Here is a 23080-nt window from a genome sequence, read left to right as displayed (position 1 = left end):
CAACACCGGGGGGCTAGTAGCTCCCCTTTCCCTCCGCCTGTTCGGCTACCGGCTTGAACATCGCCAGCCGTTTATCCAGCGCGCTGGTGTAAAGGTTGGTATCGACGCCAACGGCAACAAAATTCGCCCCCCACGCCAGCGCTTTGTGCGCCATCTCCGGATCGACGGCAAGGAATCCGGCCGCCTTACCCGCCGCGCGAATGCGGCGGATGCTCTGTTCAATAACCCGCTGCACTTCAGGATGACCGGCGTTATCCGGGTAGCCCAGCGAGGCCGACAGGTCCGCCGGGCCGATAAACACGCCGTCAATGCCCTCCACTTCAAGGATCGCATCCAGATTATCGAGGGCCGTTTTACTCTCTACCTGAATCAACAGGCACAGCTCATCGTTGGCCTGCGCCATATAGTTTTCGACCCGTCCCCAGCGCGCGGCGCGGGCCACTCCGGCCCCCACCCCGCGGGTACCCAGCGGCGGGTAGCGGGTAGCCGAGACAATTTCCCGCGCCTGTTCGGCGGTATCGACCATGGGGATCAGCAGCGTTCTGGCGCCGATATCCAGCACCTGTTTAATCAGGCTGCGATTGCCCTCTACCGGGCGAATGACCGGCTGGCTGGCGTAGGGCGCAATGGCCTGCAGCTGATGATAAAGATCCTGGATGGTATTGGGCGCATGTTCGCCGTCAATCAGCAGCCAGTCGTAACCCGAGGTGGCGGCAATCTCAGCCATATAAGAAGAGGTCGAGCTCAGCCACAGGCCAATTTGCGCTTCCCCTTGTAATAATCCCGCTTTAAATGGGTTCGATAAAATTGCGTTCATAGTTCTCCCTTACATTAATGCTGTACGCTGCCAGCCTGCGGCACGGCGCGGTTCACGCGCAGTGAAAAGATAATAACCACCCCGACAATCGCCACGCAGGCGAGCGTCACTAATCCGGCAGAATCACTGGCGAACATGGTTTCAGCCTGGACGCGGATAATGGGCGCCAGAAACCCGCCGATAGCGCCGAACAGGTTCACAAAGCCGATGCCAGCGGCCAGCGCCGTACCGGACAACAGCTGCGTCGGCATGGTCCAGAAGACCGGCTGCACGGCAATGACGCCGACGGCGGCAACGCACAGCGCGATAATCGCCAGCACCGGCGACACCAGCCCGGAGACCGCAATGCCAATTGCCGCCGCCAGCAGGGTGAATGCCGCCACATTACGCCGCTCGCCGGTGCGGTCGGAGTAGCGCGGAATCAGCCAGGTACCGAACAGCGCCGCCACCCACGGGATCGCGGTCACCACCGACGCCACGAACCCCACCTTGGTGCCGAGCAGCGCGGCAACCTGGGTTGGCAGGAAGAAGATCAGGCCGTAAACCGCCACCTGAATGGTGAGATAGATAATCGCCAGCTGCCAGACGCGGCCGTTACGCAGCGCATCGGACAAACGCGAGGTCACCTTTTTCTGCTCTTCGCTGGCCAGCTCGCTGATTAACGCCTGTTTTTCGGCAGCGCTCAGGAAGCGCGCCTTTTGCGGCGTATCGTCGAGCCAGAAGAAGGTGAAGAACCCCGCGCCGACCGCCAGCAGCCCCTCAATGATAAACATCCAGAACCAGCCGGGATGCCCCATAAAACCATGCATTTCCAGCAGCGCGCCAGAGAGCGGCGACCCGAGGGTCAGCGCCAGCGGCGCGCCCATATAAAACAGCCCCATAATGCTGGCGCGGTTCTGCTGCGGAAACCACTGGGACGTCAGGTAGATCATGCCCGGGAAAAAACCCGCTTCCGCGGCGCCCAGCAGGGTGCGCACCAGCAGAAACTTCGCTTCGGTATCCGCCCACGCCATCGCCGCGGAGAGAAGCCCCCACAGCAAGGTGGTGCAGCCGATCCACTTTCTTGCGCCGAATTTGCGCATCAGCAGGTTAGCGGGCACCCCGAGAAAGGCGTAGACCACAAAGAAAATCCCTGCCCCCAGCGCATAGGCTTCGTTGCTCAGACCGGTATCCAACTGGTAGGTCTCTTTGGCAAAGCCGATATTCGAACGGTCAAGAAACGCCAGCACGTACAGCGCCAGCATAAAGGGGATCAAACGGGCGCGGTTTTTCTTCACCACGCTCTCAAGCAAGGCGTTGCTCATCGTAATATCCTCAACAATAGGCCGCACATCAACGCTGTGCGGCACGACGGGATCAGTGGCTATAAGGACGTTTCAGGTTGCAGTCGCGGTTCAGCTCCACGCCGAAGCCCGGTTTATCCAGAACGGTTTTATGAATGCGCCCGTTCACCGGTACCGGCTCATCAACCAGAATCGGGTCAAACTGCGGACGCATCGTTGAGCAGTCCGGGCTGGTCATCAGGAATTCGCTGAACGGCGTGTTGGTAAAGGTAATAACCGCATGATGCGAATAGACCGACGAGCCGTGCGGCACCACCAGCTGGCCGCGCGATTTGGCGATCGCCGCAATCTCCACCAGCGTGGTCAGGCCGCCGCACCAGCCTACGTCAGGCTGCATAATATCGATGCCGGTTTCCGACAGCGTGCGGAAGGATTGCAGCGTGCCGTGGTGCTCGCCGCTGGTGACCATCATGCCGGCCGGGGCATTGCGTTTCAGCTCGCGATAGCCTTCATACTGCTGTGGCGGCAGGCACTCTTCGATCCACTTAAGATTAGAGGGCGCGCAGGCGTGGGCCAGTTTAGTGGCGTAGTTAACGTCCTGGCTCATCCAGCAGTCCAGCATCAGCCAAAAGTCCGGGCCGCACTTTTCGCGCATATCGGCCACCATGGCGGCATCTTTGCGGATCCCCGCGTCGCCATCGTGCGGCCCCCAGTGGGTCGGCATCTTGCCGCCAATAAAGCCCATCTCTTTCGCCAGGTCCGGACGCGCCCCGGTGGCGTAGAACTGAATTTCATCGCGTACCGCGCCGCCCAACAGTTTGTATACCGGTAATCCCACCACTTTGCCGAACAGATCCCACAGCGCCAGGTCGACGCAGGAAATCGTATTCATCACCAGGCCGCCGGATCCGGAGTAGTACAGGGTGGCGTTGAGCATCTGGTCATGGATCAGTTTGATATCGCTGACGCACTTGCCTTCGATAAAGCGGTTGAGGTGTTTTTCCACGATAAAGCAGCCCATTTCGCCGGCGGTCGATACCGCAAAACCGGTCTGCCCGTTTTCGGCTTCGACCTCAACGATCAGCGTGCCGAGAACGTTGATGCCAAACGACTGGCGGGACTGTTCATACTGTTTATATTTGCTCATCGGCGTGGCGATATGATCGTCAATCCAGTGATTTGCCCCCTGGTCATGATAATCGCCGCCGCCAGCACCTTTCTCTGCGGTAGCACCGCCGATAAACCAGGCGCGGACGTGTTTAATTTTCGGTAGGGTCATGATCTTCTCCTTATTATGAGGCTTGTTGTTCGAAGGGGCTTTTCCACCCCAGCAGACGGGAAATATCTTTGGCACAGGCAATCGCCCTACCGGCGAGGTAATCGCGATTGTCTTCATTGATTTGCAGACGGGTACCCACCACGGAAATGGCGGCGGTCAGCTCGTTATTGGCATTAAAAACCGGCGCCGCCACGCAGCGAACATCGGGATAGTCTTCGCCGTTATCAAAGCTCCAGCCGCGGGCGCGAATACGGCCCAGTTCATCACGAAGCTGTTGGGCGCTGGTGATGGTGGTTGGCGTCGTCCGCTCCCACTGTAGCTCGCTGATAATCGACTCCTGAACCCGCTCGGGCTGCCAGGCCAGCAGGCATTTACCAATGCCGGAACGATATAACGACAGGCTCTTACCTTCGTGCGAACGCACGCTGATGGTGGCCGGGGATTCAATCTTCAGAATGTAGTAGGCGTTGCCGCTGTCGATGATGCCCAGGTGGCAGAGCAGCCCGCACTGATCCATCAGCTGCGTCAGGCGCGGGCGCGCCAGTTCGCGCAGGTCCATTTTGCTCAGCGCCTGCCCGGCCAGCTCAACCAGCTTGGTCCACAGGCAGTAGTTATCCTGATTATCCATGCTGAGGAAGCGCTGTTTTTTCAGCTCTCCCAGCAGCAGATAGGCGGTGCTTTTCGGAATACCCAGTTCGTCAATAATGGTCGCCGCGCTGCAGGGGCCGATGCGGGCGATCAGATTGAGAATATCAATGGCGCGGGTCAGCGCCGGGACTTTGCTTGATTCCAACATACTGGACTCCAATCCTGAATACTGGAATCAGTGTTGCGGTTGTCGGGCGTGTAAATTGTGAGCGACTTCAAATGACAACGCTATTCCAGCCGGGTGGACGTTCAGAGGGGAAAAAATGCGAGATAGTGCACAGAATTTTTTAAAGCTAGTACAACAGGCTGGACTCATCGCGCGCCGGGAGGGGCTCCCGACGCGGAGGTGGGTTTACGCTGAGAGAGATTCGACGACGTTAATCCAGCCGTGTTCACCGGCCACCGGCTGGCCGTTCAGCCAGCGGCGCAGCATGTTGAGGGCCATCATCGCGCACACTTCCTGACGCACCTGGAGGCTGTGGCGGTTGGCGGTGAATTTCACCCGCAGCGCGTGGGTGCCGTCCGGCGTGGAAAGCGCAAAGTTCAGGTGATCGCTCTCCTGACCACTTACCGCCAGCGCCAGGCCGGCAAAGTGTTTTTCGCGCCGTTCCGCCGCCCAGCGCGCAGACTGCGCCAGGGTCTCCTCCTGCGCCGGAATGACTTCGCTGGCCAACAGCGGAGCGTTGACGCGAGAAAGCTGAAGCGCCAGCAGACCACCGGTAAACTGCTCGCTCAGCGTCAGGCTTAGCTGACGCTGCTGCAGGCGACGGGCGATCTGCGCAGGCAGGCCTTCGGTACCTTCGAAAATCATGCTCTCTCCGGCCACCTTCTGCACTTCCGGCCACAGCGCCAGCATCGCCTCGCGCTGTTCGGCAGGCCCGGTCAGCTTCAGTTCGATAATCGGCATTGAGGAGCGATAGCCCATCACGACGCCCGGTGGCAGCTGCAGATGGTCGAGGCTCTGCGCCAGTTCGCTTTCGGAACGGCCGAAGGTGGTCAGGCGCAAACACAGCGGCGCAGCGGATAGCGGGAAACGTTCGCGCAGGCGCGGTAAGATTTCCTGTTCAACCATCACCTTAAATTCGGAAGGCACGCCGGGAGTAAAAAACATCAGGCAGCGGTTTAGCTGCACAGCAAAACCGCATGCGGTCCCGACCGGGTTGTTGATCATCTCGGCGCTTTGCGGAATTTCCGCCTGTTTACGATTGCTGGCGGCCATGGGTCTTCCGCGCTCGGCAAAGAAACGGGTCATGGTTTCCAGCCAATCTTCGTGCAGAATTAACCCTTCGCCTTTGGCCGTCGCCGCGGCCAGCGCGCTCAAATCGTCGCTGGTCGGCCCCAGGCCGCCGTTAACGATCAGCACGTCAGCGTGTTCGCTGCGCTCGCGTAAAATCGCCACCAGGGAGTCGAGGTCGTCACCCACGGTATGGCGACGCTTTAAGGGTAATCCTTGATTAAAAAAGAAATCCGCCAGCCACGCGGCATTGGTGTCGATGATTTGCCCATGCAGCACTTCATCGCCGGTGGACAGCATTTCCACGTTTAACATTGTGAACTCCAGCCTGATAAGTAGAAATACTATATCGCAAAGCGGCTGGTGAAAAAGCCTGAAAATCAGGCGCGGCGGAATACCGCGCCGGAGAGATTAGAAGCTGGCGTTGACGCCGACGTACGGACCGTCCGCGACCGCGTTATCGCGGTTGCCGTCTTTACCCGCCAGGTTAAGGTAGCGGTAACCGGCTTCGATGCTCAGAGGGCGCATAATGGTAAAGCGCGCGCCGGCATTGGCTTCCTGATAGCTGTCGATACCGCTGGAGAGTGAATCGGGAGAGTAATAGTATTCGCCGAACAGACGGAAGCTGTCGCCGATTTTCCACTGCAGACCGCCGCCAACCGCCGCCGCGTAGCCTTCATCGCCATTGTTCGGGTTGGTGTAAACGCCTTTTCCGCCCACGGTGGCCAGGAATGGCCCCAGGGGAATGTTCAGGCCCAATCCCAGCCCCGCCGCATCGCCGTCGTCATCATTGTGCAGCCAGTTGCCGGTTACCGCCAGGCCGGTCGATTCCGTACCGAATCCGACGCCAAGGTTAGTGTAGTGCTCGCCGGCCTGCCCGCTGACGCTGATCGCATTTGCCGCCGTCGAGACGAACATCATGCCGGCCAGGGCCATAAATATGCTTTTTTTCATTTTTATCTATCCAGAAAATAATAATAAGAAAATCCCAAAAAACCGCGAAATTGTACTGCTCCGTTTTAAGGAATCAATGCGTTATAGCGCGCTTTTACCGCGTGATTGTAACCAGTTGCTTCGGGAGCCTTGTTAACGGTCTCAGATATCAATTCAATAGTCAGGGTCAAATTGCTGGGTCTCAGCCTTTATTATACAAATAGGCTCCAGCTTATTTCGTCGTCGTAAAGAGATGAATAAGTTACATAAAACTTTGTCAGGAGATAAAGATGAGCAAAAAAGGATTAACCACCGCCGCCGGCGCCCCGGTTGTCGATAATAACAATGTCGTCACCGCAGGCCCGCGCGGCCCGATGCTGCTGCAGGATGTCTGGTTTCTGGAAAAACTGGCCCACTTCGACCGTGAGGTTATCCCGGAACGCCGAATGCACGCTAAAGGCTCCGGCGCTTACGGTAAACTGACCATTACCCGCGATATCACCCGCTATACCCGCGCAAAACTGTTTGGCGAAATCGGTAAAACCACCGATCTGTTCCTGCGCTTCTCAACCGTCGCCGGAGAACGCGGCGCCGCTGACGCCGAGCGCGATATTCGCGGTTTCTCGATCAAGTTTTATACCGAAGAAGGCAACTGGGATTTGGTGGGCAACAATACGCCCATTTTCTACCTTCGCGACCCGCTGAAGTTTCCCGACCTTAACCACGTCGTGAAGCGCGACCCGCGCACCAACCTGCGTAACCCCACCTGGAAATGGGACTTTTTCTCCCTGCTGCCGGAAACGCTGCATCAGTTAACGATTGATTTCAGCGACCGCGGCCTTCCGCGTTCCTATCGCCATATGCACGGTTTCGGCAGCCACGCGTTCAGCTTTATTAATGCCGATAACGAACGTTTTTGGGTGAAATTCCACTTCAAATCCCAGCAGGGGATCGCCAACCTGATGGATGATGAAGCGAAACGCCTGGTGGCAGAGGACCGCGAGAGTTCACAGCGCGATCTCTATGAGTCGATTGAAAAAGGCGATTTCCCGCGCTGGACCTTCTACGTGCAGATCATGCCGGAAGCGGACGCCAGCCGGGTCCCTTATAACCCCTTCGATCTGACCAAAATCTGGCCGCACGCTGATTATCCGCTGATGGAAGTCGGCGTGCTGGAGCTCAACCGCAACCCGGACAACTACTTCGCAGAAGTTGAGCAGGTCGCGATGAATCCGGCCAACGTGGTGCCCGGGATCGGCTTCTCTCCGGATCGCATGCTGCAGGGACGGCTGTTCTCCTACGGCGATACCCAGCGCTATCGTCTGGGCGTCAACCATCATCAAATTCCGGTCAATGCGCCGCGCTGCCCGTTCCATAACTACCACCGCGACGGCGCGATGCGCGTTGACGGCAATAGCGGCAACGGCGTCACCTATGAACCCAACAGCTTTGGCGCGTTTCAGGAACAGCCGGACTTTAGCGAGCCGCCTTTAAGCCTTGAAGGCGCGGCGGCCCACTGGAATCATCGGGAAGATAACGACTACTTCAGCCAGCCGCGCAGGCTGTTTGAGCTATTAAGCGAAGAGGAACATCAGCGTATGTTCCAGCGTATCGCCAATGATATGCGGGATATCCCTGAGTTTATTCAGCAGCGACAAATTGGCCTGTTCAGTGAAGTCCACCCCGACTACGGCGCGGGCGTGGCTGCGGCGCTGAAAGCCTTAAAGCACGGAGAGTAATACTGATGGCAGCCCTTGCGGCTGCCATTTTACTGTTTTTAAACGCGCTTAGTGCCGAAGCTTAGCGAGCTGCCGCAGCGACAAACCGGTTAGCTTTGCGACCTGAGAGGGCTCAAGCCCATCATCCAGCATCGCCTGAGCAATGCGCTGCGTCGCCTCCTGCTGTCCTTGATGCCGGCCTTCATTCCGGCCTTCCTGTCGACCCTTTCGTAAACCTTTTTCTATCCCCGCCTTCATTCCCTGAAGGACCCCCTCTTTACGGCCACGCTCTTCCAGAAAATGAGCAATATTCATCAGCGTCTCCTTATGCGGCTTGAGTGGCGTCTTTTGCGCGAGCTTGCGTAAAAAGGCCACCGGATCGGCGGCGTTGCCCGCCTGAAGCATATAATTCAGCAAAGTTTTAAACTGCCGACGCGTAGTGTATCCCAGGGATAATATCCTGACCAGTTGCTCAGAAATGTCCATCAAATCCCGCTGGCGAATATGTTTTTGCAGCAGTTCCAGCATAGCGACACGGCGGTGCTGTACAAGCCGATCGTCAGGAATCACCGTGACGTCTATCAGTGGAAAACGCTGGCTATACAGCCGCTCGGCCACCTCTGGCTGAGGGAAATCATCCAGCCAGCGCGTCGAGTACGGGTAAGGAGCGATCCTGCCGTGATAAAATAGCAGAGGAATAACCAGCGGCAGCTGATGATGCCCTTTATCAAGGTGGCGCTGCATGGCCGCGATGGCGTATCGCATCAGGCGAAACGCCATATGCCTGTCGGGAGAGCTTTGATGCTCAATAAGAATGTAGATGTACCCCTCTCCGTGCTGGGTTTTTAGCGAATAAAGAATATCCGAATGGCTTGCGCGTAGGTCCTCTTCAATAAAACTGCCGGATTCCAGCTGCAGCGTTCGCAGATCGCACTGTTCCCGCAAATGCTTCGGCAAATGAATAGACAAAAAATCGCGCGCCGTTGCCCGTTGGGACAAAAGGTGTTTAAACACCGCATCGTGCGGTGAGTGGCTTGCTATCTGTTCCATGATGGCCCCTGACCCGTTAACCTACGCTCACCCTACCACCGCACGCGTTCGCCGCGCGTTTTCGCTTGCGGTTTGCCGAGGCGGCTCGCAAACTGGGCCTTCCCGTTAGTTATCCCTGTCATCAGTAAGGAGAAATCATGCGTCAAAGGACTATCGTCTGCCCGCTCATTCAACATGAAGGACACTATCTGCTGTGCAAAATGGCCGACGATCGCGGCGTATTTCCCGGCCAGTGGGCGCTCTCCGGCGGCGGCGTCGAGCCAGGCGAGCGCATTGAAGAGGCGCTGCGGCGAGAAATTCGCGAGGAGCTGGGCGAAAAACTGCAGCTGACCCAGATTACGCCGTGGACCTTTAGCGACGATATCCGGGTTAAAACCTACGCCGATGGCCGCCGGGAAGAGATTTATATGATTTACCTGATCTTCGACTGCATCAGCGCCAATCGCGAAGTGACGATCAATGAGGAGTTTCAGGACTACGCCTGGGTGAAGGCAGAAGATCTTCCCCACTATGATTTGAACGCGGCGACCCGCAGGACGCTCACCCTGAAAGGCCTACTCTGAACAAGCGCGCAAAAAGCGCAGCCTGACCTTCAGCCCGCCCAGCGTTTCGCTACGCAGCAGCTGCGGATGGCTGCGGTGCAGGCGCGCAATATCGCTGACCAGCGCCAGTCCGAGCCCGGCGCCGGGGTTATCACCCACGTTTTCCAGACGATGGAACGGCATGAGCGCCTGCTGAATCTGCGCATCATCGATCCCCGGCCCGCTGTCTTCGACATCCAGCAGCACCGCCTCTCCGTCACGATGCAGGCTAACCGTGACGATACCGCCCTGCGGCGTATAGCGAATCGCGTTATCCAGCAGATTCGCGCACAGCTCGCTCAACAGCACGCCATCGCCGGCAATGGTCACCGTCGAGGGTTCCCCCTCATAGCCGAGATCGATAGCCTTGCTCCGCGCCTGCTGAAGACGCGAAAAACAGCTGTTGTGGACGATCTCATGCAGGTCCACCGGCGGAAACGCGTGTTCGCTCTGCTCTTTCCGTTTGATGGTGGCCAGCTGCAGCAGGCGTTCGGTGAGCAGAATCGTACTGTCAAGCGTGCCGCTCATCGCCTCCAGGCTCTCTCGCCACAGCCGGGGATCGCCGCTCGCCAGCGCCACTGAGGCCTGCGTTTTCAACACCGCTAACGGCGTTTTGAGCTGATGCGACGCGTCGGCGCTAAAGCGCTCCTGGCGGGAGATCATCACCCGTAACCGGTCGATATAGCGGTTAAAGGCCACGATCAGCAGACGGGTTTCCGACCACGGCAGCAGCTCCGGCAGCGGCGTCAGCAGGCCGGGTTCGCGCCGCACCATGAGCGCCGAAAGCCGGCGCATCGGCCGCAGCACGCGGCGCAGCAGCCAGCCGGTGAGCACCAGCGTCAACAGCACTAGTAGCCCCTGCGAGATCCATGATGAAAACAGCAGCTGTCCCGCCAGCCAGCGCCGCGACTGCAGCGTTTCGGCGATGTAGATTTCCGCCATGCCGACAACGCCGCCTTCGTTAACCGGCTGCAGCAGGCGCGCCACGCGGATGGCCTGACCGCGATATTCAGTATGATAAAACCACGCCAGCGCCGGATAGAGCTCGGTACGAGAGGTCGATGGCGGCATCGACGGCAGGTCGTCAAAACCGGAAATCACCCGCTTCTCGGGATCGAGTACCTTATAGTACAGCCGATCGTTCATATTCAGCTCGAAGCTGTCCAGCACCACCCAGGGGACATTCACCTCCAGCCTACCGCGGCGAACCACCAGGCGTTCCGCCACCGTGCGGGCGGATGAAAGCAGCGTGCGATCGTAAGCCTGGGTTGCCGCCTGCAGAGCGCTGACGTAGCTATTGAACGCCGACAGCCCCCATAGCAAAACCAGCGGCAGGCCGAGAAACAGCAACAGTTGAGCGAATAACGACTGCGGTTTATCCCACCTCATGAGCGAGCTCCAGCACGTAGCCCAGGCCGCGCAGGGTCACGATACGCACGTTGCTCTCCTGAAGTTTCTTACGCAGACGATGGATATACAGCTCGATGCTTTCCGGGCTGACGTCATCGTTCAGGCTGAAAACCTGTTCAAACAGCTGCTGGCGCGACACCGGCCGCGTACGGCGAAACATCAGCACCGTCAGCAGCGCCTGCTCGCGCGGCGTCAACGACAGCGTTTGTCCGCAGAGTAAAAAATAGCCTTCATCGCGATATTCCAGCGCGCCGATCTGCTGAACCTCATGCACCTGGCCTTCGCTACGCCGCAGCAGCGCGCGCAGCCTGGCATCCAGCTCTTCAAGCTCAAAAGGTTTCGGCAAATAGTCATCGGCGCCGACGTTCAGCCCTTTAACCCGATCCGCCACCGCGCTGCGGGCAGTGAGTAGCAAGACGGGAAGGGTCTGCCCGCGCTTTCGCAGGCGCTGCACCACCTCCAGACCGTCGAGTCCCGGCATGCCAATATCCAGCACCGCCAGCGCATATTTTTCGCTTTGCAGCAGATGATCGGCCGCGCGACCATCCAATACGCAGTCCACGGCAAACCCGCCCTGCACCAGCGCTTTCTCCAGCCAGTGAGCCAGCTCACGGTTATCTTCTGCCAGTAAGAGACGCATATCACATCCTGAAAAGTTGCTGCCGCATTGAAAGGGAAATGAAAGGTAATTGTTTTAACAATCACGCAACCGAATAGCCACATGCCGGTTCACATAATTAAAAAAACGTCTCCTGTATCTGACTGAGGAAGCTTATGAATATGCCATTCCTGCGCCGTGCTGGCGCCATTGCATTATGCCTTTTAACCGCCTCTGCCCTGGCCGCCGAGGCGCCTTCCCGTACCGAATGTATCGCGCCCGCCAAGCCCGGCGGCGGCTTCGACCTCACCTGCAAGCTGATCCAGGTCAGCCTGATGGAAACCGGCGCCATCGAAAAACCGATGCGCGTCACCTACATGCCCGGCGGCGTAGGCGCTGTGGCCTACAACGCGATCGTCGCCCAGCGCCCCGGCGAACCCGGTACCGTGGTCGCGTTCTCCGGCGGCTCGCTGCTCAACCTGGCGCAGGGCAAGTTTGGCCGCTACGGCGTGGATGATGTGCGCTGGCTGGCCAGCGTCGGCACCGATTACGGCATGATCGCCGTCCGCGCCGACTCGCCGTGGAAAGACCTGCCGTCGTTTTTGGCGGCGATGGAAAAAAATCCCGCCAGTATCGTCATCGGCGCCGGCGCCTCCATTGGTAGCCAGGACTGGATGAAAGCGGCGCTGCTGGCGCAAAAAGCCAACGTCGATCCGCACAAAATGCGCTACGTGGCGTTTGAGGGCGGCGGCGAACCGGTCACCGCGCTGCTGGGCAATCACGTACAGGCGGTCTCCGGCGATCTCAGCGAAATGGTGCCTTATCTCCAGGGCAATAAAATCCGCGTGCTGGCGGTGTTCGCTAACGAAAGGCTGCCGGGTGACCTCGCCGATGTGCCGACCGCCAAAGAGCAGGGCTATGACCTGGTCTGGCCGATTATTCGCGGCTTCTTCGTGGGTCCGAAAGTCAGCGACGCCGACTATCAGTGGTGGGTGGATGAGTTCACGAAATTGCAGCAGACCGACGCGTTCAAAAAGCAGCGCGAGCTGCGCGGCCTGTTCGAATTCAATATGAACGGTAAGGAACTGGACGCCTACGTTAAACAACAGGTGGAAGCGTATCGCCTGCAGGCGAAATCCTTTGGCCTGGCCAAATAATTTACGGAGGTTGCGATGAGCGATCGTATTTTTGCCGGAGTGTGGCTGCTGCTCTGCGCGGGTGGAATGTTTATCGCCTGGCAAATTCACAGCGAATACGCCTATGAACCCGTCGGCCCACGCCCTTTCCCGGTCGGCATTATCGGCCTGATGCTGGCATGCTCTGTTTTGCTGCTTCTGCGTCGGCCCGACGCCATCACGTGGCCCGGGCGCCGGGTTTTACAACGTCTATTAACCATGGTGGTTGCGCTGGGGATCTATGCGTGGGGTTTTGAATGGCTGGGTTTTCCTCTGGCCACCGCGCTGCTGACCGCCGTGTTTGGCCTGCTGTTTGGCGCCACCCTGCCCGCCGCCGGGATAGCCGGCGTCGCGATGGGCATCGCGCTGTGGTACGTCTTTGACGCCCTGCTTGATGTCACCCTGCCGCTCGGCGTCTGGCTGAGTTAACGGAGAAGATTATGGATATCTGGATTTATTTATCACAGGGCTTCGCCGTTGCCATGACGCCGGGCAACCTGACCATCGCGCTAATTGGCTGCTTTGTTGGCACTATCGTCGGTCTCCTGCCGGGTCTGGGCCCGATTAACGGTGTCGCGATCTTACTGCCGCTGGCCTTTGCTCTGCACCTGCCCGCGGAATCAGCGCTAATCCTGCTGGCTACGGTCTATATTGGTTGTGAATACGGCGGGCGCATTTCGTCTATCCTGCTTAACGTACCCGGTGATGCCGCCGCCATTATGACCGCTCTCGACGGTTATCCGATGGCGCAGCAGGGGCGCGGCGGCGTAGCGCTGTCGATCTCTGCCGTGAGCTCCTTTGTTGGTTCAACGATCGCTATCGGCGGGATCATCCTGTTCGCCCCGGTGCTGGCGCAGTGGTCGCTGGCGTTCGGCCCGGCGGAATATTTCGCCCTGATGATTTTTGCCATCGCCTGCCTTGGCAGCATGATGGCGGAAAATCCGCTGAAGTCATTTCTCGCCGCGTTAATCGGTTTAGGGCTGGCGACGGTGGGCGTTGATGCCAATACCGGCGTGTACCGCTTCACGTTCGACAGCGTTCATCTTTCCGACGGCGTGCAGTTTATCGTGGTGGTGATTGGGCTCTTTTCGGTTTCGGAGATTTTGCTGATGCTGGAGAGCACCAGCGGCGGGCAGAAGCTGGTACGGAAAACCGGACGCATGCTGTTTAACGCCAAAGAGGCGGGCCAGTGCGTGGGCGCGACCCTGCGCTCATCGGTGGTGGGTTTCTTTGTCGGCATTCTGCCGGGCGCAGGGGCGACCATTGCCAGCGCCATCACCTATATGACCGAGAAAAAGCTCAGCGGCAATAGCGCTACCTTCGGCAAGGGCGATATTCGCGGCGTCGCGGCGCCGGAAGCGGCGAACAACGCCTCCGCCTGCGGCTCGTTTATTCCGATGCTCACGCTCGGCGTCCCCGGCTCCGGGACCACCGCGGTGATGATGGGCGCCCTGACCCTCTACAACATCACGCCGGGACCGGCGATGTTTACCGAACAGCCGGATATCGTCTGGGGGTTAATTGCCGCGCTGCTCATCGCCAACGTGATGCTGCTGATTATGAACATTCCGCTGATCGGCCTGTTCACCCGCATGCTGACGATTCCGCTATGGTTTCTGGCCCCGGCCATCGCCGCCGTGTCCGCGGTCGGCGTCTACGCGGTGCACAGCACCACCTTCGACCTGCTGTTGATGGTTGGGCTGGGAGTGCTGGGCTACATTATGCGTAAAATGCACTTCCCGATGTCGCCGCTGATCTTAGGGTTTGTGCTGGGAGAGATGCTGGAGCAGAACCTGCGCCGCGCGCTGTCCATCAGCAACGGCAACGTTGCGATTCTGTGGCAAAGCGGCGTAACGAAAACGCTTCTGTTTCTGGCCATCGCGGTGATTGTTGTCCCTCCGCTGCTGCGGTACTGGCGGAAGCGCCAGCTTAATACGCAGGGCGACCTGCCCTCTTCCTGATGCTCAACGTCATTGGCGGTCGCTCAGCGCCGCCAATGACGCTATACGTTGAATTTCCACCACATCTGCCTGATAGTTATCGTTTTAACTTTCTGGTGATCCGTTATGACCGTCGCAGCATCCCGTTCGGGGTTAACATTCGCCGCGCTGGCGCTGGCCCTGATACTTGTTTACACCGGTATCAGCGCAGGGGATAAGCTCACCTGGCTGATGGAAGTGACGCCGGTGATTATCATCGTTCCGCTTTTGCTGGCCACGCGCTCGCGCTATCCGCTGACGCCGCTGCTTTACACGCTGATTTTCTTCCATGCCATCATTTTGATGGTCGGCGGTATGTACACCTACGCGAAAGTGCCCATCGGCTTTGACGTCCAGGCGTGGCTGGGACTGAGCCGTAACCCCTATGACAAGCTGGGGCACTTTTTCCAGGGGCTGGTGCCGGCGCTGGCGGCGCGGGAGATTCTGCTGCGCGGCGGCTACGTTCACGGGCGAAAAATGCTCGGTTTCGTGGTCTGCTGTATTGCGCTGGCGATTAGCGCCGTCTATGAACTGATCGAATGGTGGGCGGCGCTGGCGCTGGGACAGGGCGCTGATGAGTTTCTCGGCACCCAGGGCGATCCCTGGGATACCCAGTCGGATATGTTTTGCGCCCTGCTCGGCGCGCTGACCACCGTTTTAGCGCTGGGCCGCTGGCATACGAAGCAGCTACTGAACGTCCAGCGCGTCTGAGTCGGGCATCGCCTGCTGGTTGACCCAGTCACGTAGCGCCCGGCGGGAAATTTTAATTCCGCCGGTTTTCAGCGATTCAGGCAGCCGCAGCCAGCGCACTGGCTGCTGAAACCGCGCCAGCTTATCGGCGCACCAGCCCGCCAGCGCGGACGGGTCGTCATGCTCGCCGCACTCCACCACCGCCACCGGCCGCTGGCCAAACTCCGCATCATCCTGCGGCACGATGAAAACTTGCGTAATCCACGGATGAGCGCCAATCACCCGCTCCACTTCTTCCGGCTGAATACCTTCTCCGCCGCTAAAAAAGAGGTTGTCCACTCGTCCGAGGATAGTCAGCCTGCCGTGCTCCAGCCGGCCCCGATCGCGAGTGGCGAACCAGCCGTCGGCATTAGCGAGGGGGACCATTTGCCCATCGCGCCAGTAGCCTGCGGCGATGCTGTCCGACCGCAGCCACACTTCGCCATCGACAATCCGCACTTCGCGCCCCGGCAGCGGCTGCCCGACATCCGTCAGGCCGTCCGCCTCCTTGGCGCATACCGTGGAGGCAAACTCGGTGAGCCCGTAGCCGCACCAGCAGCGGATACCGCGCTTACCGGCCTGCTCGGTTAGCGCCACCGGGATCGCCGCGCCGCCGAGCAGAACCGCTTTCAACGACACCTCGGCGTCGCCGCTGAGCAGGCGCCAGAGCTGGGTCGGCACCAGAGAGGCATGGGTACAGCCGCGTAACGCCTGTTCCAGCGGCTGCTTGTCGCGTACCGTCAGGCCTGCGCCAGCTAACAGCCAGCGCCAGAGAATCCCCTGGCCGGAAACGTGAAACAGCGGCAGCGACAGCAGCCAGTCGTCCTGCGGCGCAAAGGGTATCATCGCCAGCACGCCTTCTGCGCTGGCAAGATGGGCGCGAAAAGCGTGCACCGCCGCTTTCGGTAGTCCCGTCGACCCCGAGGTTAGCGTCATGGACGCGATACGATCTTCTCGCCAGGCGACCGCGTGCACGCCGTCGCCGGCGCACAACGCTAATGAATTAAGCGCCACCGGAAGGTCGCCGCCGTTTAGCACCAGCGCGTGGCGCAGTCCCAGAGACGGCAGCAGTTCCACCAACAGAGGAGCAGGCAGCTGCGGATTCAGCGGCAGGACGCGCGCGCCGCACTGCAGGAGGGCCAGCCACGCCAGCAGAGCATCGGGCTGGTTGTAAGCGCGAAGCAGCACGCCATCGCCGTCGCGAACGCCCTGGGCGTGGAATCCCCCCGCCAGCGCATCAATTTGCGCGCACAGTTCCCGCCAGCTTAGCCGCCTCTCGTTCAGGCGCAGCGCCTGAGCCTCTTCCCGCAGCCGCCGCCAGTGGCGCCAGGGCCAGTCGCTAAAGGTCACAGCAGCGGCTCCAGCTCATCAACTTTCAGACACGGCAGCTCGCTTTCCGGCCAAGGGCGCACCAGCTGGGCACGCATCAGGCTCAGCGTGTCCAGACCGGGGATCGTGTCCGGGGTCAGCCAGGCGGCGATTCGCGCCAGCTGCGTCAGGCCAAGGCTCGACTCAATGGCTGAACTGATGACCGCCGTCAGCCCCAGGGCATGCGCCTGCGCCACCTGCTGCCGCACTTTTTGCAGACTGCCGGTCAACGTCGGTTTAATCACCACCGCCCGCAGCCCCGGCTCGGCGGCAAAGGTAAAGTCCGCCTCGCGCAGGCTCTCATCCCAGGCGATAGCGATACCCGTTTGTTGGGCAAAAGCGCGCGAATCATCGCGGTTTTTACAGGGTTCTTCGAGAAAGGCGATGCGGCTGCGATAGTGTGGATTCACGTATTTGGCAAACTGCTGCGCTTTCAGCGGCGTCCAGGCGCGATTAGCGTCGAGGCGTAGCGTCAGATCGGGAATCGCCTCCAGCAGCAGGTTGACCACCATGCCGTCGCGCACCGCCTCATACAGGCCGACTTTGACCTTGGCGACTTTTTCGCCGGGCATCAGCGAAAGCCTGGCGAACAGCTCGTCCGGATCGCCGGCGCAGAGCGGCGCCGCGCGATAGTCCGCAGCCTGCGGCAGCTCGCCGCACAGTTCCGCCATTGCGCAGCTCGCCCCGAAAGCCGCCGACGGCGGCGTTGGCAACGCGCCCTCTTCGCCATCGCGCCAGGCGCTCGCCCACGCCAGCAGCGCAGCCTGCGCCTCATCCAGCGTTTCCAGGCTGAATCCGGGCAGGGGAGATATTTCCCCCCAGCCTTCGCGCTCGCCGTCGCGCAGGCGCAGAAGCAAACCATCGCGGGTTTTTAACCGCCGTTCACGCAGCACCACTCCCGCGTCCATCGGTAGCTGCCAGCGGTAGACCTGCGCCTGCCGCATTACGGATTCCGTTTAAATTTGCTGAAGTCCGGCTGGCGCTTCTGATTGAAAGCGTTGCGCCCTTCCTGACCCTCTTCGGTCATGTAAAACAGCATGGTGGCGTTACCCGCCAGCTCCTGCAGTCCCGCCTGGCCGTCGCAGTCGGCGTTCAGCGCCGCCTTCAGGCAGCGCAGCGCCATCGGGCTGTTCTGCAGCATTTCCCGGCACCAGCGCACGGTCTCTTTTTCCAGGTCCGCCAGCGGCACCACCGTATTCACCAGCCCCATATCCAGCGCCTGCTGCGCGTCGTACTGCCGGCACAGGAACCAGATCTCACGGGCTTTTTTCTGCCCGACGATGCGCGCCATATAGGAGGCGCCCCAGCCGCCGTCGAAAGAGCCGACTTTCGGGCCGGTCTGGCCGAAGATGGCGTTTTCCGCCGCGATAGTCAGATCGCACATCATATGCAGGACGTGGCCGCCGCCGATGGAGTACCCCGCCACCATCGCCACCACCGGTTTCGGGCAGGTGCGGATCTGGCGCTGAAAATCGAGAACGTTGAGGTGATGAACGCCGGAATCATCCTGGTAGCCGCCGTAGTCGCCGCGGACTTTCTGATCGCCGCCGGCGCAAAACGCTTTATCGCCTTCACCGGTCAGAACGATGACGCCAATATTGTCGTCATAGCGGGCATCCGCCAGCGCCTGAATCATCTCTTTGACGGTCAGCGGGCGGAAAGCGTTGCGTACCTGCGGGCGGTTGATGGTAATTTTGGCAATCCCGTCCGCCGATTTTTGGTAACGAATGTCGGTGTAGCCTTCGGAGCAGTCCTGCCATTCAATCGGGGCGTAAAGCATGGCTTCATCAAGAGAGATCATAAAGTGTCCTTCGGTTAACTCGCTAAAAACTGCGCCAGACAAGCCACGACAGCGTCAGGGTTTTCCCGATGCGCGTTGTGTCCGGCATGATTAATCACGTGTGCGGTGGCGGAGAGTTCACCCGCGATGGCGCGAAACTTGCCGTCGCGTTCGCCGCAAAGGTAATGAAAAGGGAAATCGCGCGCCCGTAACGACGCGCGCAGATCGGGTTGTTCCGCCAGCGAGCTGGCCTGCAGCATCGCCGCCAACGCTCCGCCGTTATTGCGGCTGCGTAGCGCAACCAGCGACGCCCGCTGCGCTGCGTCCAGGGAAGCGAAGACCGGCTGCTGATACCAGTCGGCAAAGACCTGGGTCAGCGGCTCGCGGCGAAAGCGTTCAACCCAGGCGGCATCGCTGTGCCGGCGCAGCCTACGCTGGTTATCATCCCCCAGGCCCGGATGCCCCCCCTCGACGACAAGCCCGCAGAGCCCTTCGCGCGGCTGGCTGACATAGAACATCGCCACCCGTCCGCCGAGGGAGTATCCCACCAGCCAGTAATTAAGTATGTTGTAACTATTAAGCGTATTCTTAATCAACTCGCTGACATCGGCAAAATGGTTGACGGTAATATGCGCCGATCCGCCGTGGCCCGGCAGGTCAATATAGAGACGCGGATACGCGCCAAACGCCTGCCCCACCGTGCGCCACTCATGACTATCCCCGGCAAAACCGTGCAAAAAGACCAGCCAGGGATAGCCCGGCAGGCCGCTTTCAGCCACCGCGTGCAGCGTCATAGCTGACTCGCCTGCGCCAGCAGCTGCTGAAGCGTTTGCGTACCGTCGGTTTCATTAACCGCCAGCTCAATCAACGTCGCGCCGGGTCCTCGCCAGGCAACGTCCAGCGCCTGCTCCAGCTCATTCCAGTCCGCAGGACGATGGTAAGTCAGATTGAACATCGCCGCCGCGTGCGCGAAATGGATATTCTGCGGCATCAGATAGAACTGGCTGCGCTGCTCCTGCGGCGTGGGCAGCAGAGAAAAAATCTGCCCGCCGTTATTGTTGACGACAATCAGCACCAGCGGCGCGGAGGCCTGACGCAGCAGGGCCAGCGAGTTGAGATCGTAAAGCGCCGACAGATCGCCGACGATAGCCAGCGTCGGACGCGCGCTGGCGCGCTGCACCCCGGCCGCCGTCGCCAGCAGGCCGTCTATTCCGCTGGCCCCGCGATTGCTGTAGACCGGGTAACCTGCCGGTAGCTGCGACAGCGCGTCAATTAAGCGCACCACCAGGCTGTTGCCGACAAACAGCTGGCCCTGTTCCGGCAGATAGCGCCGGATTCGCTGCGCCAGCTGGGCTTCGCCGAAATCCTCGCTGCTGGCGACCGCCGCCTGCCATGCCTGGCGCGAAAGCTCGGGAATGACGGTGGGCCACGGCTGTCGTTTTTCCGCCGGATGCTGTTCAAGCCAGCGGTCGATGGCGCACACCAGCCGGCGACCGCGATGCTGGGCGGGATCCAGTCGCCCCGGCAAATTATCCACCAGCCAGTACTCTTCGGGTTCGCAGGTGGCCTGCCACTGCAAAACGCGTTTGCTGGTCAGGCTGCTGCCCAGTTGAACAACGATTTGCGCCTGCGCCAGTTCACTGACCGCCTTGCCGTTGCCCAGCCACAGGTCGGCGCAGGGGAGCGGCTGCCCGGTATGCGAGAGCACATCGCCAATCAGCGGCCAGCCGAGGGTTTTCGCCCACTCGGCCACCTTGACGCCCTCTTCCGCGCTCATCCGTCCAGCGACCACCACGCCGCGTTTCTGCCGCCAGAAAAACCAGTCGCGCTGCTTTTCACTTTCCAGATGCAGAGAGTGACGCAGCCAGGGCTTGTCGCTCTGCCACCAATCGCCGAGCTGCTGCTGCCACTCGGCGCCGGTGTCGTCCATATCGCCATACAGCGGTTCGGCAAACGGACAGTTAATATGAACGCCGCCGCAGTGCAGCGCGCCGAGCGCCTGGTCGAGGGTCGAGACCAGCCAGCGGGCGGAGATATCCTGCGACGGACGCGGCAGGGATAGCGTCTGCGACGGGTGCGAAGCAAACATGCCCGGCTGGCGAATCGCCTGATTCGCGCCGCAGTCAATCAGCTCCGGCGGCCGGTCGGCGGTCAGTAAAATGAGTTTTTCACCGGTCAGCCCGGCCTCAATCAGCGCCGGATAGAGGTTGGCCGTCGCGGTACCGGAGGTCACAATCACCGCCACCGGCTGACCGCTGGCTTTCGCCAGCCCTAACGCCAGATGGCCGAGGCCGCGTTCATCAAAGTGGGTATGGTGAATCAATGCGCGGTTTTCCGCCGCCGCCAGGGTTAAAGGTGTCGAGCGCGATCCGGGCGCAATGCAGATATGCTGCACGCCGTGGCGCGTCAATGCTTCAAGGATCACCGCCGCCCAGCGTCGGTTAAATGCGCTTACAGACATGAATTTGTCCAGTATCAAATATTGAGGCTAAGTATAGATAAAGCAAACTGTTGCCGTTTTGATATGTATCGTTTTCTCTATACTTCTGACAGCAGTAACGAACGCAATCCCGCGGCTTTATTTTCAATTTCCTGCCACTCCTGCTCCGGGTCGGAACCGCTGACGATCCCCGCACCGGCGTAGAGTCTGAGCGTACGCTGTTCGATTTTCGCCGAACGCAGAGAAACGCAAAATTCGCTTTGCGCCAGCGACAGATAGCCGGCGGAGCCTGCATACCAGCCGCGGGTAAAAAGCTCATTACGGGTGATAAAATCCAGCGCAACCCGGCGCGGTAAACCAGCAACCGCCGCCGTGGGCTGGAGCTGATGAAGGCAGCGGGCATCGTCAGGCTTCTCCAGCTCGGCCCAAATACAGCGCCGGAGATGCTGTACTTTCCGCAAACGGACAATCTGCGGCGGCAGGACTTCCAGCGCGCGGGTCTCCCCTTGCATCCGCTGACAGATATCCTCCACCACCAGCATATTTTCGCGCTGGTTCTTATCGTCGGCCATCAGCCAGTTACCCAAACGCTGCGCCTGGCGATCGTCCGCATGACTGGCAACGGTTCCCGCCAGCGCTTCGGTACGCAGCAGCGCCCCGCGACGCCGCCACAGCCGTTCCGGCGTAGAGCCCATAAAGGCCTCTTGCGCGTTAAAGACCATCAGGAAGTGGAAGCAGTTAAGGTTGCTGCGGCGGCTGGCCGCCATAATCGCTCCGGCGTTTAACGGAGCGACGAAGTGCAAATCGGTGGCGCGAGCCAGCACCACTTTATCCATCTCCCCCGCCGCTATCGCCTGCGTCGCCTGCGCAATCAGCTCTCTCCACTGCGGATAAGCCGGGAAATGCTGTTCGCTCAGCAGAGAGGGCATCGCGGTAGCCTGCGCCTGTTTCGCCACCAGCGAATCGAGAAATTCACGTGCCGCACGGGCATCGTCACGGAGCGAGGTCTCGCTATATAACACCAGGCGTAGCGTGGCGCTGCCGCCCAGCCGACGCCACTCCAGCCTCGGCAAGATCAACAGACCCTGCTGAGGATGAAAGGCGTTAAGGCCGCAAATTCGCAGATCTTCACGCCCCTGCTGGCGCAAAAAAGCGTGCGCCTGCTCAAGGGAAGCAAAGATTTGCACCGCCCCCAGCGCGGCCAGCTCTTCATCGCCGCTGCGCTGCTGCCAGTAGAACTGCGGCCACTGCGGCTGATGCGTGCACCACAGAAGGGGATCAAATGCGTCATTCAGCGCGAAGGGGACATCGAAAATTCGCGTGCCGGGCGATGGCGGGAACGCTTCATCCAGGCAGCGATACAGGCTTTCCAGCGCGGTGGATACAGACAGCACGCAAACCTCCACGGAGTAAAAACCCCACATTATACGGGGTACTACTGAGGAATAGCAGTACCCACGATGAGGGAGCGGTTTTTAATTAGCGCGGCGGTTAGTGGGTGGCGATTTCGAACGCCATGCCGATATGGTCGATGCCGTCCTCGTCGTAAACCTCGGTCACCGGCACAAAACCGAAGCTGGCGTAGAATTTTTGCAGGTGCGCCTGGGCGCCAAGATAGATAGCCTTTTGCGGCCAGTGTTGCCGGCAGCTGGCCAGCGCCTGTTCCATCAGCTGATAGCCCAGCTTCTCGCCGCGCACCGCCTGGCTGACAATCACCCGGCCAATCACCACCGGTTCAAACTCATCATCGCTCTTGAGAATGCGCGCGTAGGCTACCAGCTCATCGCCGCGCCAGCCGAGAAGATGGCGATTCTCCCCCACCAGATCGTCGCCGTCGACGTCCTGATAGGCGCAGGTTTGTTCGACAACGAACACCGCACAGCGTAATTTCAACACGGCGTAGAGCTGTGGGACGGTCAGTTCACCGTGGTGAAGATCCTGCCATGTAATCATCTGCGCTTCCTTAATTAATTTTAACCCTAAATAATTCAAGTGGCATGAAGGCGGCCAGCGAGCTAATCCCCAGGAGCTTACATGAGTAAGTGACTGGGGTGAACG

The 23080-nt window shown here is 59.9% G+C and carries 22 protein-coding genes; 6 read left to right on the top strand and 16 right to left on the bottom strand.

Going from position 1 to position 23080, the window contains the following annotated elements; all coding sequences use genetic code 11:
• Positions 1 to 13: 13 nt before the first annotated feature.
• The 6 genes from yfaU to ABLU67_RS06770 form a co-directional block, all read right to left on the bottom strand.
• On the bottom strand, positions 14 to 817 hold the full coding sequence (yfaU, locus tag ABLU67_RS06795; protein WP_014839099.1) for a 2-keto-3-deoxy-L-rhamnonate aldolase: 804 nt from the start codon (positions 815 to 817) through the stop codon (positions 14 to 16).
• 14 nt (positions 818 to 831) lie between these two features.
• Complete coding sequence (locus ABLU67_RS06790; protein ID WP_004852770.1) at positions 832 to 2121, bottom strand: MFS transporter; 1290 nt, start codon at positions 2119 to 2121, stop codon at positions 832 to 834.
• 52 nt (positions 2122 to 2173) lie between these two features.
• On the bottom strand, positions 2174 to 3379 hold the full coding sequence (rhmD, locus tag ABLU67_RS06785) for an L-rhamnonate dehydratase (protein WP_014839100.1): 1206 nt from the start codon (positions 3377 to 3379) through the stop codon (positions 2174 to 2176).
• 13 nt (positions 3380 to 3392) lie between these two features.
• Positions 3393 to 4175, bottom strand: coding sequence for an IclR family transcriptional regulator (locus ABLU67_RS06780; protein ID WP_049083374.1), 783 nt, complete (start codon positions 4173 to 4175; stop codon positions 3393 to 3395).
• A 204-nt stretch (positions 4176 to 4379) separates the two neighbouring features.
• Positions 4380 to 5576 (bottom strand): nicotinamide mononucleotide deamidase-related protein YfaY, encoded by a 1197-nt coding sequence (locus tag ABLU67_RS06775; RefSeq protein WP_049069295.1) that lies wholly within the window; start codon positions 5574 to 5576, stop codon positions 4380 to 4382.
• A 96-nt stretch (positions 5577 to 5672) separates the two neighbouring features.
• Positions 5673 to 6215 carry a YfaZ family outer membrane protein gene (locus ABLU67_RS06770; protein WP_004123076.1) on the bottom strand — a complete coding sequence of 181 codons (543 nt, stop codon included), beginning with the start codon at positions 6213 to 6215 and terminating at the stop codon, positions 5673 to 5675.
• Positions 6216 to 6484: 269 nt separating this feature from the next.
• Between ABLU67_RS06770 and ABLU67_RS06765 the strand changes: the two genes are divergently transcribed.
• Positions 6485 to 7933 carry a catalase gene (locus tag ABLU67_RS06765; protein ID WP_348852219.1) on the top strand — a complete coding sequence of 483 codons (1449 nt, stop codon included), beginning with the start codon at positions 6485 to 6487 and terminating at the stop codon, positions 7931 to 7933.
• 48 nt (positions 7934 to 7981) lie between these two features.
• Here ABLU67_RS06765 and ABLU67_RS06760 read toward each other — a convergent pair whose 3' ends face one another.
• Complete coding sequence (locus ABLU67_RS06760) at positions 7982 to 8962, bottom strand: Rpn family recombination-promoting nuclease/putative transposase (protein ID WP_014839101.1); 981 nt, start codon at positions 8960 to 8962, stop codon at positions 7982 to 7984.
• 137 nt (positions 8963 to 9099) lie between these two features.
• Here ABLU67_RS06760 and nudI point away from each other — a divergent pair, with 137 nt between their 5' ends.
• Positions 9100 to 9525, top strand: coding sequence for a nucleoside triphosphatase NudI (gene nudI, locus ABLU67_RS06755; protein WP_014230231.1), 426 nt, complete (start codon positions 9100 to 9102; stop codon positions 9523 to 9525).
• On the opposite strand, the gene ABLU67_RS06750 is transcribed toward nudI, so the two are convergent.
• Together ABLU67_RS06750 and tctD are read right to left on the bottom strand one after the other, a co-directional pair.
• Positions 9517 to 10932, bottom strand: coding sequence for a sensor histidine kinase (locus tag ABLU67_RS06750; RefSeq protein WP_325934387.1), 1416 nt, complete (start codon positions 10930 to 10932; stop codon positions 9517 to 9519). The genes nudI and ABLU67_RS06750 overlap by 9 nt on opposite strands.
• The gene (tctD, locus tag ABLU67_RS06745; RefSeq protein ID WP_014230233.1) at positions 10919 to 11593 is read right to left on the bottom strand and encodes a transcriptional regulator TctD; all 675 of its coding nucleotides are present in this window, start codon (positions 11591 to 11593) and stop codon (positions 10919 to 10921) included. Before tctD ends, ABLU67_RS06750 begins: the two co-directional genes overlap by 14 nt.
• Before the next feature lie 140 nt (positions 11594 to 11733).
• Here tctD and ABLU67_RS06740 point away from each other — a divergent pair, with 140 nt between their 5' ends.
• From ABLU67_RS06740 to ABLU67_RS06725, 4 genes are all read left to right on the top strand, one after another.
• Positions 11734 to 12708 carry a tripartite tricarboxylate transporter substrate binding protein gene (locus tag ABLU67_RS06740; RefSeq protein ID WP_171820948.1) on the top strand — a complete coding sequence of 325 codons (975 nt, stop codon included), beginning with the start codon at positions 11734 to 11736 and terminating at the stop codon, positions 12706 to 12708.
• Positions 12709 to 12723: 15 nt separating this feature from the next.
• Positions 12724 to 13155 carry a tripartite tricarboxylate transporter TctB family protein gene (locus tag ABLU67_RS06735; protein ID WP_049083373.1) on the top strand — a complete coding sequence of 144 codons (432 nt, stop codon included), beginning with the start codon at positions 12724 to 12726 and terminating at the stop codon, positions 13153 to 13155.
• A gap of 11 nt (positions 13156 to 13166) precedes the next feature.
• Positions 13167 to 14687, top strand: coding sequence for a tripartite tricarboxylate transporter permease (locus ABLU67_RS06730; protein ID WP_014230236.1), 1521 nt, complete (start codon positions 13167 to 13169; stop codon positions 14685 to 14687).
• A 105-nt stretch (positions 14688 to 14792) separates the two neighbouring features.
• Positions 14793 to 15416, top strand: coding sequence for a DUF2238 domain-containing protein (locus tag ABLU67_RS06725; RefSeq protein ID WP_064357806.1), 624 nt, complete (start codon positions 14793 to 14795; stop codon positions 15414 to 15416).
• On the opposite strand, the gene menE is transcribed toward ABLU67_RS06725, so the two are convergent.
• From menE to ABLU67_RS06690, 7 genes are all read right to left on the bottom strand, one after another.
• Entirely contained in the window at positions 15393 to 16784 is a 1392-nt protein-coding gene (menE, locus tag ABLU67_RS06720) for an o-succinylbenzoate--CoA ligase (protein WP_070596204.1), read from the bottom strand. The genes ABLU67_RS06725 and menE overlap by 24 nt on opposite strands.
• The gene (gene menC, locus ABLU67_RS06715; RefSeq protein WP_348852218.1) at positions 16781 to 17746 is read right to left on the bottom strand and encodes an o-succinylbenzoate synthase; all 966 of its coding nucleotides are present in this window, start codon (positions 17744 to 17746) and stop codon (positions 16781 to 16783) included. The genes menE and menC overlap by 4 nt, the downstream gene beginning before the upstream one ends.
• Entirely contained in the window at positions 17746 to 18603 is an 858-nt protein-coding gene (gene menB / locus ABLU67_RS06710) for a 1,4-dihydroxy-2-naphthoyl-CoA synthase (protein ID WP_004123101.1), read from the bottom strand. Before menB ends, menC begins: the two co-directional genes overlap by 1 nt.
• Before the next feature lie 14 nt (positions 18604 to 18617).
• Complete coding sequence (gene menH, locus ABLU67_RS06705; protein WP_201993014.1) at positions 18618 to 19376, bottom strand: 2-succinyl-6-hydroxy-2,4-cyclohexadiene-1-carboxylate synthase; 759 nt, start codon at positions 19374 to 19376, stop codon at positions 18618 to 18620.
• On the bottom strand, positions 19373 to 21043 hold the full coding sequence (gene menD, locus ABLU67_RS06700) for a 2-succinyl-5-enolpyruvyl-6-hydroxy-3-cyclohexene-1-carboxylic-acid synthase (protein ID WP_348852217.1): 1671 nt from the start codon (positions 21041 to 21043) through the stop codon (positions 19373 to 19375). The genes menH and menD overlap by 4 nt, the downstream gene beginning before the upstream one ends.
• 77 nt (positions 21044 to 21120) lie before the next feature.
• A complete protein-coding gene (gene menF, locus ABLU67_RS06695; RefSeq protein ID WP_049079435.1) occupies positions 21121 to 22416 on the bottom strand; it encodes an isochorismate synthase MenF in 1296 nt (431 codons plus the stop codon).
• Positions 22417 to 22513: 97 nt separating this feature from the next.
• Positions 22514 to 22975, bottom strand: a complete 462-nt coding sequence (locus ABLU67_RS06690) for a GNAT family N-acetyltransferase (protein ID WP_004852808.1) — start codon at positions 22973 to 22975, stop codon at positions 22514 to 22516.
• Between the last annotated feature and the right edge of the window lie 105 nt (positions 22976 to 23080).

It is taken from the genome of Klebsiella sp. GN_Kp190 (assembly GCF_040061795.1).
Classification (GTDB): domain Bacteria; phylum Pseudomonadota; class Gammaproteobacteria; order Enterobacterales; family Enterobacteriaceae; genus Klebsiella; species Klebsiella michiganensis.
This window is presented reverse-complemented; position numbering and strand designations above follow the sequence as displayed.

What these genes read in the sequence shown, in the direction of transcription:
- ABLU67_RS06735 (WP_049083373.1), top strand. Translation starts at nt 12,724, where the DNA reads ATGAGCGATCGTATTTTTGCCGGAGTGTGGCTGCTGCTCTGCGCGGGT.
- ABLU67_RS06780 (WP_049083374.1), bottom strand. Translation starts at nt 4,175, where the DNA reads ATGTTGGAATCAAGCAAAGTCCCGGCGCTGACCCGCGCCATTGATATT.
- menB (WP_004123101.1), bottom strand. Translation starts at nt 18,603, where the DNA reads ATGATCTCTCTTGATGAAGCCATGCTTTACGCCCCGATTGAATGGCAG.
- menC (WP_348852218.1), bottom strand. Translation starts at nt 17,746, where the DNA reads ATGCGGCAGGCGCAGGTCTACCGCTGGCAGCTACCGATGGACGCGGGA.
- menD (WP_348852217.1), bottom strand. Translation starts at nt 21,043, where the DNA reads ATGTCTGTAAGCGCATTTAACCGACGCTGGGCGGCGGTGATCCTTGAA.
- rhmD (WP_014839100.1), bottom strand. Translation starts at nt 3,379, where the DNA reads ATGACCCTACCGAAAATTAAACACGTCCGCGCCTGGTTTATCGGCGGT.
- ABLU67_RS06725 (WP_064357806.1), top strand. Translation starts at nt 14,793, where the DNA reads ATGACCGTCGCAGCATCCCGTTCGGGGTTAACATTCGCCGCGCTGGCG.
- tctD (WP_014230233.1), bottom strand. Translation starts at nt 11,593, where the DNA reads ATGCGTCTCTTACTGGCAGAAGATAACCGTGAGCTGGCTCACTGGCTG.
- ABLU67_RS06790 (WP_004852770.1), bottom strand. Translation starts at nt 2,121, where the DNA reads ATGAGCAACGCCTTGCTTGAGAGCGTGGTGAAGAAAAACCGCGCCCGT.
- ABLU67_RS06740 (WP_171820948.1), top strand. Translation starts at nt 11,734, where the DNA reads ATGCCATTCCTGCGCCGTGCTGGCGCCATTGCATTATGCCTTTTAACC.
- ABLU67_RS06750 (WP_325934387.1), bottom strand. Translation starts at nt 10,932, where the DNA reads ATGAGGTGGGATAAACCGCAGTCGTTATTCGCTCAACTGTTGCTGTTT.
- ABLU67_RS06760 (WP_014839101.1), bottom strand. Translation starts at nt 8,962, where the DNA reads ATGGAACAGATAGCAAGCCACTCACCGCACGATGCGGTGTTTAAACAC.
- ABLU67_RS06690 (WP_004852808.1), bottom strand. Translation starts at nt 22,975, where the DNA reads ATGATTACATGGCAGGATCTTCACCACGGTGAACTGACCGTCCCACAG.
- ABLU67_RS06765 (WP_348852219.1), top strand. Translation starts at nt 6,485, where the DNA reads ATGAGCAAAAAAGGATTAACCACCGCCGCCGGCGCCCCGGTTGTCGAT.
- ABLU67_RS06770 (WP_004123076.1), bottom strand. Translation starts at nt 6,215, where the DNA reads ATGAAAAAAAGCATATTTATGGCCCTGGCCGGCATGATGTTCGTCTCG.
- yfaU (WP_014839099.1), bottom strand. Translation starts at nt 817, where the DNA reads ATGAACGCAATTTTATCGAACCCATTTAAAGCGGGATTATTACAAGGG.
- menH (WP_201993014.1), bottom strand. Translation starts at nt 19,376, where the DNA reads ATGACGCTGCACGCGGTGGCTGAAAGCGGCCTGCCGGGCTATCCCTGG.
- ABLU67_RS06775 (WP_049069295.1), bottom strand. Translation starts at nt 5,576, where the DNA reads ATGTTAAACGTGGAAATGCTGTCCACCGGCGATGAAGTGCTGCATGGG.
- ABLU67_RS06730 (WP_014230236.1), top strand. Translation starts at nt 13,167, where the DNA reads ATGGATATCTGGATTTATTTATCACAGGGCTTCGCCGTTGCCATGACG.
- nudI (WP_014230231.1), top strand. Translation starts at nt 9,100, where the DNA reads ATGCGTCAAAGGACTATCGTCTGCCCGCTCATTCAACATGAAGGACAC.